At 68.7% G+C, this 15,102-nt stretch carries 16 protein-coding genes; 11 read left to right on the top strand and 5 right to left on the bottom strand.

The window, feature by feature from the left end; translation table 11 throughout:
- Positions 1-346: 346 nt before the first annotated feature.
- The 10 genes from betI to LIG30_RS00080 all read left to right on the top strand — a co-directional run bounded on the left by betI (position 347) and on the right by LIG30_RS00080 (position 11,602).
- A complete protein-coding gene (betI, locus tag LIG30_RS00125; protein WP_038708568.1) occupies positions 347-934 on the top strand; it encodes a transcriptional regulator BetI in 588 nt (195 codons plus the stop codon).
- A 32-nt stretch (positions 935-966) separates the two neighbouring features.
- Positions 967-2,436 (top strand): betaine-aldehyde dehydrogenase, encoded by a 1,470-nt coding sequence (gene betB, locus LIG30_RS00120; protein ID WP_038708575.1) that lies wholly within the window; start codon positions 967-969, stop codon positions 2,434-2,436.
- A 14-nt stretch (positions 2,437-2,450) separates the two neighbouring features.
- The gene (gene betA / locus LIG30_RS00115; RefSeq protein WP_038708567.1) at positions 2,451-4,148 is read left to right on the top strand and encodes a choline dehydrogenase; all 1,698 of its coding nucleotides are present in this window, start codon (positions 2,451-2,453) and stop codon (positions 4,146-4,148) included.
- A 343-nt stretch (positions 4,149-4,491) separates the two neighbouring features.
- Complete coding sequence (locus LIG30_RS00110) at positions 4,492-5,451, top strand: ABC transporter ATP-binding protein (RefSeq protein ID WP_038708565.1); 960 nt, start codon at positions 4,492-4,494, stop codon at positions 5,449-5,451.
- Complete coding sequence (locus LIG30_RS00105; protein WP_038708563.1) at positions 5,448-6,209, top strand: ABC transporter permease; 762 nt, start codon at positions 5,448-5,450, stop codon at positions 6,207-6,209. Before LIG30_RS00110 ends, LIG30_RS00105 begins: the two co-directional genes overlap by 4 nt.
- 132 nt (positions 6,210-6,341) lie before the next feature.
- Complete coding sequence (locus LIG30_RS00100) at positions 6,342-7,769, top strand: MFS transporter (protein ID WP_038708561.1); 1,428 nt, start codon at positions 6,342-6,344, stop codon at positions 7,767-7,769.
- Positions 7,770-7,987: 218 nt separating this feature from the next.
- Entirely contained in the window at positions 7,988-8,875 is an 888-nt protein-coding gene (locus LIG30_RS00095; protein ID WP_038708560.1) for an alpha/beta hydrolase, read from the top strand.
- Between the two features lie 161 nt (positions 8,876-9,036).
- Positions 9,037-9,930: a LysR family transcriptional regulator gene (locus LIG30_RS00090; protein ID WP_038708558.1), complete on the top strand. Its 894-nt coding sequence runs from the start codon at positions 9,037-9,039 to the stop codon at positions 9,928-9,930.
- Positions 9,931-10,209: 279 nt separating this feature from the next.
- On the top strand, positions 10,210-10,536 hold the full coding sequence (locus LIG30_RS00085; protein ID WP_038708556.1) for a carboxymuconolactone decarboxylase family protein: 327 nt from the start codon (positions 10,210-10,212) through the stop codon (positions 10,534-10,536).
- Positions 10,537-10,597: 61 nt separating this feature from the next.
- On the top strand, positions 10,598-11,602 hold the full coding sequence (locus tag LIG30_RS00080; RefSeq protein WP_038708554.1) for an aldo/keto reductase: 1,005 nt from the start codon (positions 10,598-10,600) through the stop codon (positions 11,600-11,602).
- Positions 11,603-11,644: 42 nt separating this feature from the next.
- Here LIG30_RS00080 and LIG30_RS00075 read toward each other — a convergent pair whose 3' ends face one another.
- Positions 11,645-11,875 (bottom strand): hypothetical protein, encoded by a 231-nt coding sequence (locus LIG30_RS00075; protein ID WP_038708572.1) that lies wholly within the window; start codon positions 11,873-11,875, stop codon positions 11,645-11,647.
- A gap of 40 nt (positions 11,876-11,915) precedes the next feature.
- On the bottom strand, positions 11,916-12,824 hold the full coding sequence (locus LIG30_RS00070; RefSeq protein ID WP_038708571.1) for a hypothetical protein: 909 nt from the start codon (positions 12,822-12,824) through the stop codon (positions 11,916-11,918).
- 79 nt (positions 12,825-12,903) lie between these two features.
- On the opposite strand from LIG30_RS00070, the gene LIG30_RS00065 reads away from it, so the two are divergent.
- On the top strand, positions 12,904-13,251 hold the full coding sequence (locus LIG30_RS00065) for a helix-turn-helix domain-containing protein (RefSeq protein ID WP_038708569.1): 348 nt from the start codon (positions 12,904-12,906) through the stop codon (positions 13,249-13,251).
- A gap of 202 nt (positions 13,252-13,453) precedes the next feature.
- On the opposite strand, the gene LIG30_RS00060 is transcribed toward LIG30_RS00065, so the two are convergent.
- From LIG30_RS00060 to LIG30_RS00050, 3 genes are read right to left on the bottom strand one after another with little or no spacing between them, the layout of a single operon-like run.
- Complete coding sequence (locus LIG30_RS00060; protein ID WP_038708553.1) at positions 13,454-13,882, bottom strand: ExbD/TolR family protein; 429 nt, start codon at positions 13,880-13,882, stop codon at positions 13,454-13,456.
- Positions 13,879-14,598: a MotA/TolQ/ExbB proton channel family protein gene (locus LIG30_RS00055; RefSeq protein WP_038708551.1), complete on the bottom strand. Its 720-nt coding sequence runs from the start codon at positions 14,596-14,598 to the stop codon at positions 13,879-13,881. The genes LIG30_RS00060 and LIG30_RS00055 overlap by 4 nt, the downstream gene beginning before the upstream one ends.
- 14 nt (positions 14,599-14,612) lie before the next feature.
- Entirely contained in the window at positions 14,613-14,861 is a 249-nt protein-coding gene (locus LIG30_RS00050) for an energy transducer TonB (protein ID WP_051994801.1), read from the bottom strand.
- Between the last annotated feature and the right edge of the window lie 241 nt (positions 14,862-15,102).

Here is a 15,102-nt window from a genome sequence, read left to right as displayed (position 1 = left end):
GCATCGCTTCTGACGCGCGCGCCCGCGCTCATCCGCCCAGGCTGTCGCGGATGAGCGCTGCGCATGCGCGGCGAGGCCGGCCTGCCCGATTGACATCACCCCCGGCATTCGCCACCGGCCGCGCGGCCCCGCCCTGATCCGGTTTCGCCCCCCGTTCTGCGCCGGCCACATCGAGCGCGCGCGGCCGGCGCTCGCCGAGACATCCCGCGTACGGCCACGGCGCAGACGCGCGAGCCACAGAGGTCCGACACGACCTCGCCCCGTTTTTTGTTGATTGAACGATCAATAAAAAAAAGATATCCTGTCGTTCTCCATCACCCTGCCGAGCGAGCAACAAGGAGCCTCGATGCCGAAAGTCGGAATGCGGGAGATCCGCCGCGCGCAGTTGATCGACGCGACGCTGCGCACGATCGACGAAGCCGGCCTGCCGGGCACGACGCTCGCGTCGGTCGCGCAACGGGCGAACATTTCGACGGGCATCGTCAGCCACTATTTCGGCGACAAGGACGGCCTGCTCGAAGCCACGATGCGCCACGTGCTGCGCGATCTGTGGGCCGCCACGACGCGCCGCCGCGTCGCGGCGCGCAAGGAGCCGCGCGCGCGGCTCCGCGCGATCGTCGCGGCGAATTTCGACGACACGCAGATCAGCGCGCCGGTGATGAAGACCTGGCTCGCGTTCTGGTCGCAGAGCATGCATACGCCGTCGCTCGGCCGCCTGCAGCGCGTCAACACGCGGCGTCTCTACTCGAATCTGTGCGCGGAATTCGCGAAGGCGCTGCCGCGCGCGAAGGCCCGGCACGCGGCGAGCGGCCTCGCCGCGCTGATCGACGGCCTGTGGCTGCGCGGCGCGCTCGCCGGCGGCCCGTTCGACACCCGGGCGGCCTTGCGGCTCGCCAACGACTACATCGATCTGCTGCTCGCGTCGCACGCGTGACGCGGCCCGCGGTCGCCTCAAAGGAGATCTTCATGTCTGTATACGGTTTGCAGCGCCTCTACATCGGCGGCGGTTACACCGACGCCACCAGCGGCAAGACATTCGACACCTTCGATCCGGCGACGGGCGAGCTGCTCGCGCAGGTCCAGCAGGCGAGCGCGGCCGACGTCGAGCGCGCGGTCGCGTCCGCGCAGGCCGGCCAGCGCGAGTGGGCCGCGATGACGTCGATGCAGCGCTCGCGCATCCTGCGCCGCGCGGTCGAGTTGCTGCGCGAGCGCAACGACGCGCTCGCGGATCTGGAAACGCGCGACACCGGCAAGCCGATCGCCGAGACCCGCGCGGTCGACATCGTCACCGGCGCGGACGTGATCGAGTATTACGCCGGCCTCGCGACCGCGATCGAGGGCCTGCAGATTCCGCTGCGCCCCGAGTCGTTCGTCTATACGCGCCGCGAGCCGCTCGGCGTGTGCGCCGGCATCGGCGCATGGAACTACCCGATCCAGATCGCCTGCTGGAAGACCGCGCCGGCGCTCGCGGCCGGCAACGCGATGATCTTCAAGCCGAGCGAAGTCACGCCGCTGTCGGCGCTCAAGCTCGCCGAGATCTACACCGAGGCCGGCGTGCCGGCCGGCGTGTTCAACGTCGTGCAGGGCGACGGCGCGGTCGGCGCGCTGCTCGCCGGCCACCCCGGCATCGCGAAGGTGTCGTTCACCGGCGGCGTCGAGACCGGCAAGAAGGTGATGTCGCTCGCCGGCGCGTCGTCGCTGAAGGAAGTGACGATGGAGCTGGGCGGCAAGTCGCCGCTGATCGTGTTCGACGACGCCGATCTCGAGCGCGCCGCCGACATCGCCGTGACCGCCAACTTCTTCAGCGCCGGCCAGGTCTGCACCAACGGCACGCGCGTGTTCGTGCACCGCTCGATCAAGGACGCGTTCACCGCGCGCGTGCTGGAACGCGTCGCGCGCATCCGCGTCGGCCGCCCGACCGATGCCGGCACGAACTTCGGCCCGCTCGTGTCCGCCGCGCAGCTCGACAAGGTGCTCGGCTACATCGACAGCGGCCGTGCCGAGGGCGCGACGCTGCTCGCGGGCGGCACGCGCCTGACCGACGGGCATTTCGCGCACGGCCAGTACGTCGCGCCGACGGTGTTCGGCGACTGCCGCGACGACATGAAGATCGTCCGCGAGGAGATTTTCGGGCCGGTGATGAGCCTCCTCGAATTCGAGACCGAGGACGAAGTCATCGCGCGCGCGAACGACACGCACTACGGGCTCGCGGCCGGCGTCGTCACCGAGAATCTGGCGCGCGCGCATCGCGCGATCCATCGCCTCGAAGCCGGCATCTGCTGGATCAACACGTGGGGCGAGTCGCCGGCCGAGATGCCGGTTGGCGGCTACAAGCAATCCGGCGTCGGACGGGAGAACGGCATCTCGACGCTCGAACACTACACTCGAATCAAATCGGTGCAGGTCGAACTCGGCCGCTACCAACCCGTATTCTGAGGAGGGCGTGCGTGATGACGACGCGTGAATTCGACTACATCATCTGCGGCGCGGGCTCCGCGGGCAACGTGCTCGCGACGCGCCTGACCGAAGACCCGGACGTCACCGTGCTGCTGCTCGAAGCGGGCGGGCCGGACTACCGGCTCGACTTCCGCACGCAGATGCCGGCCGCGCTCGCGTACCCGCTGCAGGGGCGCCGCTACAACTGGGCGTACGAGACCGAGCCCGAGCCGCACATGAACCACCGTCGGATGGAATGCGGGCGCGGCAAGGGGCTCGGCGGCTCGTCGCTGATCAACGGCATGTGCTACATCCGCGGCAATGCGCTCGACTACGACAACTGGGCGACGCACCCGGGCCTGGAGAACTGGACGTACCTCGACTGCCTGCCCTATTTCCGGAAGGCGGAAACGCGCGACGTCGGCCCGAACGACTATCACGGCGGCGACGGCCCGGTGTCGGTCACGACCAGCAAGCCGGGCGTGAATCCGCTGTTCGAGGCGATGGTCGAAGCGGGCGTGCAGGCCGGCTATGCGCGCACCGACGACCTGAACGGCTACCGGCAGGAAGGCTTCGGGCCGATGGACCGCACCGTCACGCCGCGCGGCCGGCGCGCGAGCACCGCGCGCGGCTATCTCGACCAGGCCCGCGCGCGGCCGAACCTCGAGATCGTCACGCATGCGCTCGCCGACCGCGTGCTGTTCGACGGCAAGCGCGCGACCGGCGTCGCGTTCCTGCGCGGCGACGAGCGGATCACCGCGCATGCGCGCCGCGAGGTGCTGGTGTGCAGCGGCGCGATCGCATCGCCGCAACTGCTGCAGCGCTCGGGTGTCGGCCCCGGCGCGTGGCTGAAAGAGCTGGATATCCCCGTGGTGCTCGACCTGCCCGGCGTCGGCCAGAACCTGCAGGATCATCTGGAGATGTACATCCAGTACGAATGCAGGGAGCCGGTTTCGCTGTACCCGGCGCTCAAGTGGTGGAACCAGCCGAAGATCGGTCTCGAATGGATGCTCAACGGCACGGGCCTCGGCGCGAGCAACCACTTCGAGGCGGGCGGCTTCATCCGCACCCGCGACGACGACCTGTGGCCGAACGTCCAGTATCACTTCCTGCCGGTCGCGATCAACTACAACGGCTCGAACGCGATCGAGATGCACGGCTTCCAGGCGCACGTCGGCTCGATGCGCTCGCCGAGCCGCGGCCGCGTGAAACTGCGTTCGCGCGACCCGCACGATCATCCGGGCATCCTGTTCAACTACATGGCCGAAGCGCTCGACTGGCGCGAGTTCCGCGACGCGATCCGCGCGACGCGCGAGATCATGCGCCAGCCGGCGCTCGACCGCTTCCGCGGCCGCGAATTGAATCCGGGCGCGGATTTGAAGAGCGACAAGGAACTGGACGACTTCGTGCGTGCACGCGCGGAGACGGCGTTCCATCCGTCGTGTTCGTGCCGGATGGGCGAGGACGGCATGGCGGTGGTCGACAGCGAGGGCCGCGTGCATGGTGTGGACGGACTGCGCGTGGTCGATGCGTCGATCATGCCGGTCATCACGACCGGCAACCTGAACGCGCCGACGATCATGATCGCCGAGAAGATCGCCGACAGGATTCGGGGCCGCGCGCCGCTGGCGCGCGCGGATGTGCGGTATTACGTGGCGAACGGGGCGCCGGCGCGGGGGGGCGCCGTGGAGAGCAAGCCCGTGCACGCGTGATGCGCGCGGGTGCGATGGAGAGGGTATGACGCATGGCGAGCCGAGCTGACCGGCTTACTATGCAGCGAACGCCGCTGACAGTTGCTGTCAGCGGCGTTTGTTCATCCACGCCGTCCAATCCGTGCGATTGTTCTCCCCAATGGCCGCATCCCCCCCTTCGCGCATGCCTGCTGCATGCACGAACCCCGGGTGCAACCCGACTCCCCCCACCATTGCTAAGATAGCGATCCCATCGCTTCGACGGATGCCCGATGCCGCACACGCACACGCACCGCACCACCCGCCGCCCGCTCGCGCGCGTCATCGCGCCGGCACCCGCCCTCTCCCATTCCGGACCACGCCCGTGAGCACGCCACCGATCCTGTCCGTGTCGAACCTGTCCAAGACCTACGCGTCCGGGTTCCAGGCGCTGAAGCACGTCAACCTCGATATCCGCGCCGGCGAAATCTTCGCGCTGCTCGGCCCGAACGGCGCGGGCAAGACGACGCTGATCAGCGCGATCTGCGGCATCGTCACGCCGACCGAGGGCCGCGTGACGGTCGGCGGCCACGACATCCTGAACGACTTCCGCGCGGCGCGCACGATGATCGGCCTCGTGCCGCAGGAGCTGACGACCGACGCGTTCGAGACCGTCTGGGCGACCGTCTCGTTCAGCCGCGGCCTGTTCGGCAAGCGGCCGAATCCCGCGCACATCGAGAAGACGCTGAAGGACCTGTCGCTCTGGGACAAGCGCGACAACAAGCTGATGACACTGTCGGGCGGCATGAAGCGCCGCGTGATGATCGCGAAGGCACTGTCGCACGAGCCGCGCATCCTGTTCCTCGACGAGCCGACGGCCGGCGTCGACGTCGAGCTGCGCCGCGACATGTGGCGGCTCGTCGGTGCGCTGCGCGAAAGCGGCGTCACGATCGTGCTGACGACGCACTACATCGAGGAAGCGGAGGAGATGGCCGACCGGATCGGCATCATCCACGGCGGCGAGCTCGTGCTCGTCGAGGACAAGCACGCGCTGATGCGCAAGCTCGGCAAGAAGCAGCTCACGCTGCTGCTCGAGCGGCCGCTCGCGCAACTGCCGCCCGCGCTTGCGCCGTTCGGCCTCGAACTCGCGGACGGCGGCGCGGCGCTCGTCTACACGTACGACTCGCAGCGCGACGACGCGAGCATCGTGTCGCTGATGCACGCGCTCGGCGCGGCGGGCATCGGCTTTCGCGATCTGCAGACGACGCAAAGCTCGCTCGAGGACATCTTCGTCAGTCTGATCGACAACCGCCGCAACGGCGCACGAAAGGCGAACGCATCATGAATCTCCACGCGATCCGCGCGATCTATCGCGCAGAAATGGCCCGCACCCGGCGCACGCTGATGCAGAGCATCATCGCGCCGGTGATCTCGACGTCGCTTTACTTCGTGGTGTTCGGCTCCGCGATCGGCTCGCGCATCAGCAACGTGAACGGGATCGGCTACGGCTCGTTCATCGTGCCCGGCCTCGTGATGCTGTCGCTGCTGTCGCAAAGCATCTCGAACGCGTCGTTCGGCATCTACTTCCCGCGCTTCACCGGCACGATCTACGAGCTGCTGTCCGCGCCCGTGTCGTACTGGGAGATCGTCGTCGCGTACGTCGGCGCGGCCGCGTCGAAGTCGATCCTGCTCGGCCTGATCATCCTCGCGACGGCGAGCCTGTTCGTGCCGCTGCACGTGCTGCATCCGGTATGGATGGTGCTCTTTCTGGTCCTCACGTCGGTCACGTTCAGCCTGTTCGGCTTCGTGATCGGCATCTGGGCGGACAGCTTCGAGAAGCTCCAGCTCGTGCCGCTCCTCATCATCACGCCGCTGACGTTCCTCGGCGGCAGCTTCTATTCGGTCGACATGCTGCCGCCGTTCTGGCGCATCGTCACGCTGTTCAACCCGATCGTCTACCTGATCAGCGGCTTTCGCTGGTCGTTCTACGGCATCGCGGACGTCCACGTCGGCATCAGCCTCGGCGCGACCACGCTGTTCCTCGGCGTGCTGCTCGCGATCGTCGCGTGGATCTTCCGTACCGGCTACCGGCTGAAGAACTGACGCCCGCCGATGACGCATTTGCTCAAGCCGGCGACGTTTTTCCGCCAGTGCGGCGAATTTTGATTGCGTCTACTGAGGATTCGGGGCCTTGAAGCATCGTGCTTCGAGGCCTTTTTTTCCTCAGAGGACGCCATGCCAGACGCTACCGCCTCCCCCGCGCGCGCCAGCGCCGCCGCCCGGCTCGAACGCCTGCCGTTTTCCGGGTATCACAAGCTGATCTTCTTCATCATCGCGATCGCGTTCTTCTTCGATTCGGTCGATCTGGGCACGATGACGTTCGTGCTCGGCTCGATCCGGAAGGAGTTCGGTCTCTCGACCGCGGCGGCCGGCCTCGTCGCGAGCGCCAGCTTCTTCGGCATGGTGCTCGGCGCGGCGGTCGCGGGCCTGCTCGCCGACCGCTTCGGGCGCCGGCCCGTTTTTCAATGGAGCATGGTGCTGTGGGGCGCGGCATCGTATCTGTGCTCGACCGCGCAAAGCGTCGACGCGCTGATCGTCTATCGCGTGCTGCTGGGAATCGGCATGGGGATGGAGTTTCCGGTCGCGCAGACGCTGTTGTCCGAATTCGTGCCCGCCGCGAAGCGCGGCCGCCTGATCGCGCTGATGGACGGCTTCTGGCCGCTCGGCTTCATCACGGCCGGCATCGTCGCCTACTTCGTGCTGCCGCAGTTCGGCTGGCGCACCGTGTTCGCGCTGCTCTCGATTCCGGCGGTGTTCGTGCTGGTCGTGCGCCGCATCGTGCCGGAGTCGCCGCGCTGGCTCGAGCACGCGGGCCGGCACGCGCAGGCCGACGCCGTGATGCGCGTGATCGAGGCAAAGGTGATGCGCTCGGCCGGCGTCGCGACGCTGCCGCCGGCTGCGCGGTACACCGAAGCGGCGAAGCCGCGCGGCCACGGCGCGCTGCGCGAGATCTGGAGCGGCGCGTATCGCCGCCGCACGACGATGGTCTGGCTGCTGTGGTTCTTCGCGCTGCTCGGTTTCTACGGGCTCACGTCGTGGCTCGGCGCGCTGCTGCAGCAGGCAGGCTTCGCGGTCACGCAGTCGGTGTTCTACACGGTGCTGATCTCGCTCGGCGGCGTGCCCGGCTTTCTGTGCGCCGCATGGCTCGTCGAGCGCTGGGGACGCAAGCCGACCTGCATCGCGTCGCTGCTCGGCGGCGGCGCAATGGCCTACCTGTACGGCCAGAGCGCGCTGTATGGCGGCAGCGTCACGCTGCTTGTCGGCACCGGCCTCGCGATGCAGTTCTTCCTGTTCGGCATGTGGGCGGTGCTCTACACGTATACGCCGGAACTGTACGGCACCGGCGCGCGCGCGACGGGCTCCGGGTTCGCGTCGGCCATCGGGCGCGTCGGCTCGCTGATCGGGCCGTACGTGGTCGGCATCGTGCTGCCCGTGTTCGGTCAGGGCGGCGTGTTCACGCTCGGCGCACTGTCGTTCGCGGCGGCGGCGCTCGCCGTATGGACGCTAGGAATCGAGACCAAGGGAGTTGCGCTCGAAGCGCTCGCGGCGGACGATGATGCCCAGGCCGGCGGTCGGTTGACGGCGGCCGACAACGTGTCCTGACGGGTCCCGGCGGCGCAGGGCCGCGCCGAGGCCCGCTCGCCCGGGCCGGTCGGCCCCGGATGCGGCCAGCCTCGAGCCGCCCTGCCCCGTCAAATCGGCTGCGACGCAACACCGAAATATGGCTGAAAGGCTCGGTTGGTACAGTCATCTCGTACGTGGTGCCGCGAATGCGGAACGGACGCCTGACGCCCAGGCAGACACGACGGGAGCGACGACCCATGAATACAGTTCGCGCCTTCTGGCTCATCCTGCTGCTGGTTCTCGCCGGGCCGGCTCATGCGTACCAGTCGCGGATCGTCACGATCCCGAGCGCCACGATGCAGGAATCGTTCGCCGCAACCGTCGTGCTGCCGGACGACTATGCGCACGGCAACCGGAACGAACGCTTTCCGGCCGTCTACGTGCTGCACGGCTCCGGCGGCAACCATGCGGACTGGACCGAAAACACCCGCATCGGCGATCTCGCGGACCGCTATCACGTGATCCTCGTGATGCCCGACGGCGGCCGCGAAAGCTGGTACATCGACAGCCCGTTCGATTCGGGCAGCCGCTATGAAACCTACGTGGGCAAGGAAGTCGTGTCCTACGTCGATGCGCATTTCCGCACGGTCGCCGCAAAACGCGCGCGCGCGATCACCGGGCTCAGCATGGGCGGTTTCGGCGCGCTGCGCATCGCGCTCGACCAGCCCGACACGTTCGGCGCGGTGGGCAGCATCAGCGGCGCGGTCGATCCGCGCGCGTGCGAGGACGAGCCCGGCATCGATCACGTGTTCGGCGATCCCGTGCGGCATCCGTCGTTCTGGAACCGCAACGCGATCGTCGAGAGCGTCCGCCGCTTCGCGCACGCGCACGTCGACCTGACGATCGACTGCGGCGTCGACGATTCCTTCGTCACGTCGAACCGCACGCTGCACCAGCGCCTCGTCCAGCTCGGCGTGCCGCACGACTACACCGAGCGCCCCGGCGGCCACACGTGGGATTACTGGGCGAACGCGATCCAGTATCAGGTGCTGTTCTTCGCGACGGCGTTTCAGCGCGACGGCTACGCGTACCGGAAGCACACGGACGTCGCGAGCCGGACGCATGCGCCGACGCGCGCGGCGTAACGCGCGCCGCCGACGTTGCACCGAAGCGGCCACGCCCGGCCATCTTTCCCGCCGCCAGCTCGGTCTGGCTCGGTTTCGCTCAGGCCTGAGCCAATCCATCGCGTGCGCCGCCGCGCAGCCGAGTGATAGGATGCGCATCAACCTATCACCCGGAACGATCGATGCCGCGCGACAACTATGCGGACCTGCTGGCCTTCATTGCAGTCGCGCGCGAGCGCAGTTTCACGCGCGCGGCCGCGCAGCTCGGCGTGTCGCAATCGGCATTGAGCTACACGATCCGCGCGCTCGAGTCGCGTCTCGGCGTGCGGCTGCTGACCCGCACGACCCGCAGCGTCTCCCCGACCGAAGCGGGCGATCGCCTGCTGCAGAACCTCGCGCCGCGCTTCGACGAAATCGACGCGGAGCTGTCCGCCGTGGCCGAGCTTCGCGACAAGCCGGCCGGCACGATCCGCATCACCGCGACCGACTATGCGATCAGGGCCCTGCTGTGGCCAAAGCTCGCGCCGGTGCTGCGGCAGTATCCCGACATCAAGGTCGAGTTCGTGTCCGACTATGTGCTGCGCGACATCGTCGCGGAACGGTACGACATCGGCGTGCGCCTCGGCGATCAGGTCGCAAAGGACATGATCGCGGTACGCATCGCGCCGGACATGCGCATGACGATCGTCGGCGCGCCCGCCTATCTCGCGCAGCGCCCGGCACCGGAAACGCCGCAGGATCTCGTCAAACATGACTGCGTCAACCTGCGCCTGCCAACGCATGGCGCGATCTACGCGTGGGAGCTCAAGAAAGGCGACCAGGCACTCCAGGTCCGCGTCGAAGGCCAGGTGACGTTCAGCGGCGCATACGAGCTCGTCGAGGCGGCGGTAGCCGGCTACGGCCTGGCGTTCGTGCCCGCCGAGCTGGCCGAGCCGCACGTCGCGGCCGGCCGGCTCGTGCCGGTGCTCGACGACTGGTGCCCGACCTTCCCCGGCCAGCACCTTTACTACCCGAGCCGCCGCCAATCGTCGCGCGCGCTCGCGCTGATCATCGACGCGCTGCGCTACCGCCCCTGAGCGGCCCGCGCGGCGAACGCCGCGCGCACGCGTCGCCGGCAACGGCCGCCGCCCGCCCGTTCGTGTCGTCGCCGCACGGCGCCCCACGTTTGATGAATGCCCTTTCTAGCTGCATGCGATTTATTGGGCATTATCAACGGCCGGCACGGCGCATAAGATCCCCGTGAACTCGACCCGAGCGCCCGCGTTGCGCGGACAGCCGCGTCGCGGCGACCCGACGCGCGGCGATACGCACGCGCTCCGCTTCGTCGAGCGAAACTGCCTACCCGGAGATCCCCCATGTCCCAAGTCCCCACCGACGCGCACCGCGCGTTCGGCGACATCGCGCCCGCACTCGCCGATTACACCGACAACGTGCTGTTCGGCGACGTCTGGCAACGACCGGGCCTGTCGCCCCGCGACCGCAGCCTGATTACCGTCGCGAGCCTGGTCGCGCTCTACCGCGTCAACGAACTGCCGTTTCATTTGAAGAAGGCGCTCGACAACGGCGTCACGCGGGACGAGCTGATCGAGGCGATCACCCATCTCGCGTTCTACTCGGGCTGGCCCACCGCCAGCTCGGCGCTGGCGATCGCGCGACGCGCGTTCGACGAGGCCGGCGTCTGAGCGCCGGGCCGCTCCGTTCCCCACACGATTTCGCGGGCACGCGCCCGCATGGAGCCTGTCAATGGATTACCGGTATCTGGGGCGCAGCGCCCTCAAGGTGTCGCCGCTGTGTCTCGGCACGATGATGTTCGGCGGAGAGACCGACGAAGCGACGTCGGCCCGCATCATCGACAAGGCGTTCGATCAGGGCATCAATTTCATCGACACCGCCGACGTCTATCACGCGGGGCGCTCGGAATCGATCGTCGGGCGCGCGATCGCGGCGCGCCGCGACAGCTGGGTCGTCGCGACCAAGTTCGGCTATCCGGGCGGGCAAGGTCCGAACGAACAGGGCCAGTCGCGCAAGTGGATCGCTCAGTCGGTCGACGCGAGCCTGAAACGGCTCGGCACCGACTACATCGACATTCTCTATTTCCATCGCGCGCTGGCCGATGCGCCGCTCGAAGAAGGCATGCGCACGATCGGCGACCTGATCCGCCAGGGCAAGGTGCGCTACTACGGGGTCTCGAACTTCCGTGGCTGGCGCATCGCCGAGATCGTGCGCCTCGCCGACCAGCTCGGCATCGACCGCCCCGTCGCCAGCGAGCCGCTCTACAACATGGTCGATCGCACGGCCGAGGTCGAGCAATTGCCGGCCGCCGCGCATTACGGCATCGGCGTCGTGCCGTACAGCCCGCTCGCGCGCGGCGTGCTGACCGGCAAATACGCGCCAGACGCGCCCGTGCCCGCCGATTCGCGCGCGGGCCGCGGCGACCGGCGCATCCGGCAGACCGAATGGCGGCCGGAATCGTTGAAGATCGCGCAGCAGGTGGCCGCGCATGCGGCCGCGCGCGGCACGACGTCGATCGCCTTTGCGCTCGCGTGGGTGCTGAAGAACCGGCTCGTCAGCGCGGCCATCGCAGGGCCGCGCACCGAAGCGCACTGGGACAGCTATGTCGATGCGCTGACACTCGCGCTCGGGCCGGACGACGAAGCGTTCGTCGACGGGCTGGTGCCGCCGGGGCATGCGTCGACGCCCGGCTATACCGACCCCGGATACCCGGTCGAAGGCAGACAAACCGCTTGAGAGGCGATGCGCCCGCGCGCGGGCGCGCGATGCCGGGCAAGCTCAGTTGCGCCGGCGCAGATCCCTGTCGACCACCTGGTCGAACCACGCCTGCGCCCGCGCCAGCTCGTCGAGCGCGCGGTCGAGCCGGGACATCGCCATCGCGTATTCGACCGACGGCGCCTCGTCATCGGCGTCGCCGCGCACCGCGCGAAACGCCTGATCGACGTTGCGCGTCGCGTTGACGAAATACTGTGCGGCCTGGGCTTCCCGCGAACAGGTGTGAATCGGCATGAACATGCTCCGTCTCGTCGCTGCGTGAAGCCCGCCGTCGTCACGCACGGCCGGCGCGCGCCAGCGTCACACCGCCGAATGCCCCTGCGGCATCGCACGGCGTCATATCGAAAAGATCCCGCGTAAAACCACGCGCCAGCTCGGCCGACGCGCGGCCGCGCAGACGCTTCGCCTGCGCCACGTTGACGAACGGCACCGCGGATTCGCCCGACGGCAGGTCGAACAGATCCCGCGTGAAGCCGCGCGCCTGCTCGCTCGACGGCAGGTTGCGCAAGCGCGTTACCAATTCCACGAATTTGTCGAAATCGCCATCCCGCGTCGCCTTGTGGATGGCCGCGAGATCGCGCGCCTTCAGGACGCTCGGCTGTGCGAGGCGCACGACATACGGCGCCTCCAGCTCGACCGACAGCGCGAGCGGATAGTGCTTGCCCGTCTGCTCGCCGGCCCGCCCGATGCAATCGACGACCGCCACGCCCTGCGCGGCGCCGAGCGGACGGCCGGTGCTCACGCTGCGCAGCCGCTCCGGATACACGCGCAACCGGGTGCCGACGCTCAGCTCGGTCGGCGATGCGCACACGAGCGCGTAGTGATGCTGCCGGGAACGGCCGGAAGGCAGCGTCGCGCGGCTCGTAATGAACGTGTGCGGCGGCAGCTGGCGCACCTGGCCGCTGGCGTCGACCCACGCATGCCACAGCAGCATGCGCTCGCGCCGCCCGCCTGCCGGCCGGGACTTGCCCGCGACCGGCGAGAACAGCGCGAGCAGCGAACCCGTGCGATGCGCGGCGATCTGCGCGCTGTTGCCGAGCGACTGGCTGATGCCCCACAGAAACCGCCCGCCGCCCAGCCTGCGCTCCCACTCCTTGCGAAGTACGACGGCGGGAAGCTCTTCGCCGGACTCGGTACCGATCTTGGTCCAGCAAAACGTGGGCGGTAGGTGTTTCAGTGTCATCGACTTTCTCGGGGTGCTGCCGCCCGCCAGAGACAGCGAGCCATTCAATAGGCGTTACTGTATATGTATAATGCATGACATGGAAGCCCCAGACACTGATTTTCCTGTAACAGACCTGTTGAGCCGGTTGACGGCAGATACCCGCTCGTCCAGCGAAATTGCAAGGCTTTCCGGGGTCAGCCAGCCGACGGTCTCGCGGCTTCGCCTGTCGGACGGGCGCCGGCTGCGCCGCAGCGCGCCATTCAATAAGCTATGCAGTTTCTATGGTGTCGAGCCCCATCCGTCGAGCCGGCGCGCGGCCGGCTACAACGAACTGCTGCGCGACGCGATCGTCGACGCATGGGACGGCTCGGAGGAGCACGGACGCGCGCTGCTGGGCGTGATCAAGAGCCTGAAAGGACTGCATGGGAGAGCCGACGACGGCTGACGGCACGTCGTCGTGCGCGCCGCGGCATCGGCCGGGCGCGACGCAGCCGGCTCGCGCGGGAACAGGGGCTCACGCGCACAGCCGGCAAGCGGGTGAACGCGCATCGTGCGCGGCCCACCCACGCGCACCTCGCCGCGTCGTCGTTGCCGCGACGCATTGCGCCACTGCGGCGACGTGCATCGCCATGGCCCGCGATTTCGTTCTACTTCTGCGCGGCAGCAGGGTCGGTGACGAAGCCGACCTTCGACAGTCCGGCCGCGTTCGCGGACGACAGCAGCTTCGCCACCCATCCGTACTGCGCCGCATGGTCCGCTGCCACGCGTATCTCCGGCTGCGGCGTCTGCCGTGCGGCGGACGCGAGCCGCGACGCCAGCTCCGCTTCCGATACGGCGCGCGCATCCCAGCTGATGCGGCCGTCCGCGTCGATGCCGATCGTCACGTGCGGCGCTCGCAGGTCCTCGCGCTGGCTGCTCGCGTGCGGCAGCGCGATCTTCGCGGCGTGATGCAGCACCGGCAGCGTCACCATGAACACCACCAGCAGCACCAGCATCACGTCGATCAGCGGCGTCATGTTGATCTCGGCGGCCAGCGCGACGCCTTCTTCGTCGTGGCCGTAGCATTCGCCGTTCATGCGTGCTCCCGTTCGCCCGCCGCACGCACGCCCGGCCGCGTGACCGTCGCGGGGCGGCTGCCGGTCAGCAGCAACGCGTGCAAGCCGTACGCGAAGCGGTTGAGCCGCCCGACGATGTCCCGCGACAGGCGCGCGAGCGTGTTGTAGCCGAGCACCGCCGGAATCGCGACGCACAGTCCGAACGCGGTCATGATCAACGCCTCGCCGACCGGCCCTGCGACGCGGTCCAGACTCGCGTCGCCGCTCGCGCCGAGCGCCAGCAGCGCGTGATAGATCCCCCAGACCGTGCCGAGCAGGCCGACGAACGGCGCCGTGCTGCCGATCGACGCGAGCAGGCCGAGCCCGCGCTGGAGCCGCGTCGCGGTGTCCTCGACCGAGGTTCTCAAGCTGCGCGACAGCCAGTCGCTCGCGTCGATCCGGTCGTGCAGCCGGTGCCGGCTCGCCTCGTGATGCGCCATCGCGGATTGCCCGGCGCTCGCGAGATCGAAAAACGGCGTCCCCGGGTCGCCCAGCGCGCGCATGCCGGCGCCGATGCCGTCGGCATCCCAGAAGCGTGCTTCCGCATGGCCCGCGCGACGCCGGATGCCACCCAGCTCGATCGCCTTGAGGACGATCACCGTCCACGACGCGAGCGACATCGCGACCAGCAGCAATGCGACGGCGCGCGTCATCGTGTCTCCTTGCGACCACAGATGGGTCATTCCATAAGCGGGCATGGTGGCGTCTCCTGTCATTCGTCGAGATTGAAGGTGATGGGGGCGCGGGCCCGCGCCGGACGGGCCGTGCCGTTCTCCGTGTAGGGCGAGCAATGGCTCGCCAGCACTGCATCGCGCGCGGCTTCGTCGAGCCGCGCGGATCCGCTGCCGGCGACGACGCGCGCGGCGGCGACCCGCCCGCTGGCGTCGGTCTCGAGTTCGACGACGGCGGTGCCGGCCTCGCCGAGCCGAAGCGACTGCGGCGGGTAGTCGGGCTTGACCATCGCGCAGTCGAGATGCGAAACGAGGCGCGGAGCCCTGGAGGGTGCGGTTGGAGGTGCGGACGCGCCCGGCGCGGTGTCGGAGTTCGCGGCCTTCGCCGGAGTGGAGGGCGTGGCCCGCGCTGCGGTGGTCGTGGCCGGCACGGTCGAGGTCGAGGTCGAGGTCGAGGTCGAGGTCGAGGTCGAGGTCGAGGTCGAGGTCGAGGTCGCGGTCGAGGTCGCGGTCTGCGTCTGCGTCTGCGTC

The organism is Burkholderia sp. lig30 (assembly GCF_000687455.2).
Taxonomy (GTDB): domain Bacteria; phylum Pseudomonadota; class Gammaproteobacteria; order Burkholderiales; family Burkholderiaceae; genus Burkholderia.
Note: the sequence above shows the minus strand (reverse complement) of the source record. Positions and strands in the feature narration are given on the sequence as shown.

Coding starts and splice junctions, on each gene's coding strand:
- LIG30_RS00100 (WP_038708561.1), top strand. CDS start 6,342: ATGCCAGACGCTACCGCCTCCCCCGCGCGCGCCAGCGCCGCCGCCCGG.
- LIG30_RS00065 (WP_038708569.1), top strand. CDS start 12,904: ATGGAAGCCCCAGACACTGATTTTCCTGTAACAGACCTGTTGAGCCGG.
- betB (WP_038708575.1), top strand. CDS start 967: ATGTCTGTATACGGTTTGCAGCGCCTCTACATCGGCGGCGGTTACACC.
- LIG30_RS00105 (WP_038708563.1), top strand. CDS start 5,448: ATGAATCTCCACGCGATCCGCGCGATCTATCGCGCAGAAATGGCCCGC.
- betI (WP_038708568.1), top strand. CDS start 347: ATGCCGAAAGTCGGAATGCGGGAGATCCGCCGCGCGCAGTTGATCGAC.
- LIG30_RS00080 (WP_038708554.1), top strand. CDS start 10,598: ATGGATTACCGGTATCTGGGGCGCAGCGCCCTCAAGGTGTCGCCGCTG.
- betA (WP_038708567.1), top strand. CDS start 2,451: ATGACGACGCGTGAATTCGACTACATCATCTGCGGCGCGGGCTCCGCG.
- LIG30_RS00060 (WP_038708553.1), bottom strand. CDS start 13,882: ATGAACGGCGAATGCTACGGCCACGACGAAGAAGGCGTCGCGCTGGCC.
- LIG30_RS00075 (WP_038708572.1), bottom strand. CDS start 11,875: ATGCCGATTCACACCTGTTCGCGGGAAGCCCAGGCCGCACAGTATTTC.
- LIG30_RS00055 (WP_038708551.1), bottom strand. CDS start 14,598: ATGCCCGCTTATGGAATGACCCATCTGTGGTCGCAAGGAGACACGATG.
- LIG30_RS00090 (WP_038708558.1), top strand. CDS start 9,037: ATGCCGCGCGACAACTATGCGGACCTGCTGGCCTTCATTGCAGTCGCG.
- LIG30_RS00095 (WP_038708560.1), top strand. CDS start 7,988: ATGAATACAGTTCGCGCCTTCTGGCTCATCCTGCTGCTGGTTCTCGCC.
- LIG30_RS00050 (WP_051994801.1), bottom strand. CDS start 14,861: ATGGTCAAGCCCGACTACCCGCCGCAGTCGCTTCGGCTCGGCGAGGCC.
- LIG30_RS00085 (WP_038708556.1), top strand. CDS start 10,210: ATGTCCCAAGTCCCCACCGACGCGCACCGCGCGTTCGGCGACATCGCG.
- LIG30_RS00070 (WP_038708571.1), bottom strand. CDS start 12,824: ATGACACTGAAACACCTACCGCCCACGTTTTGCTGGACCAAGATCGGT.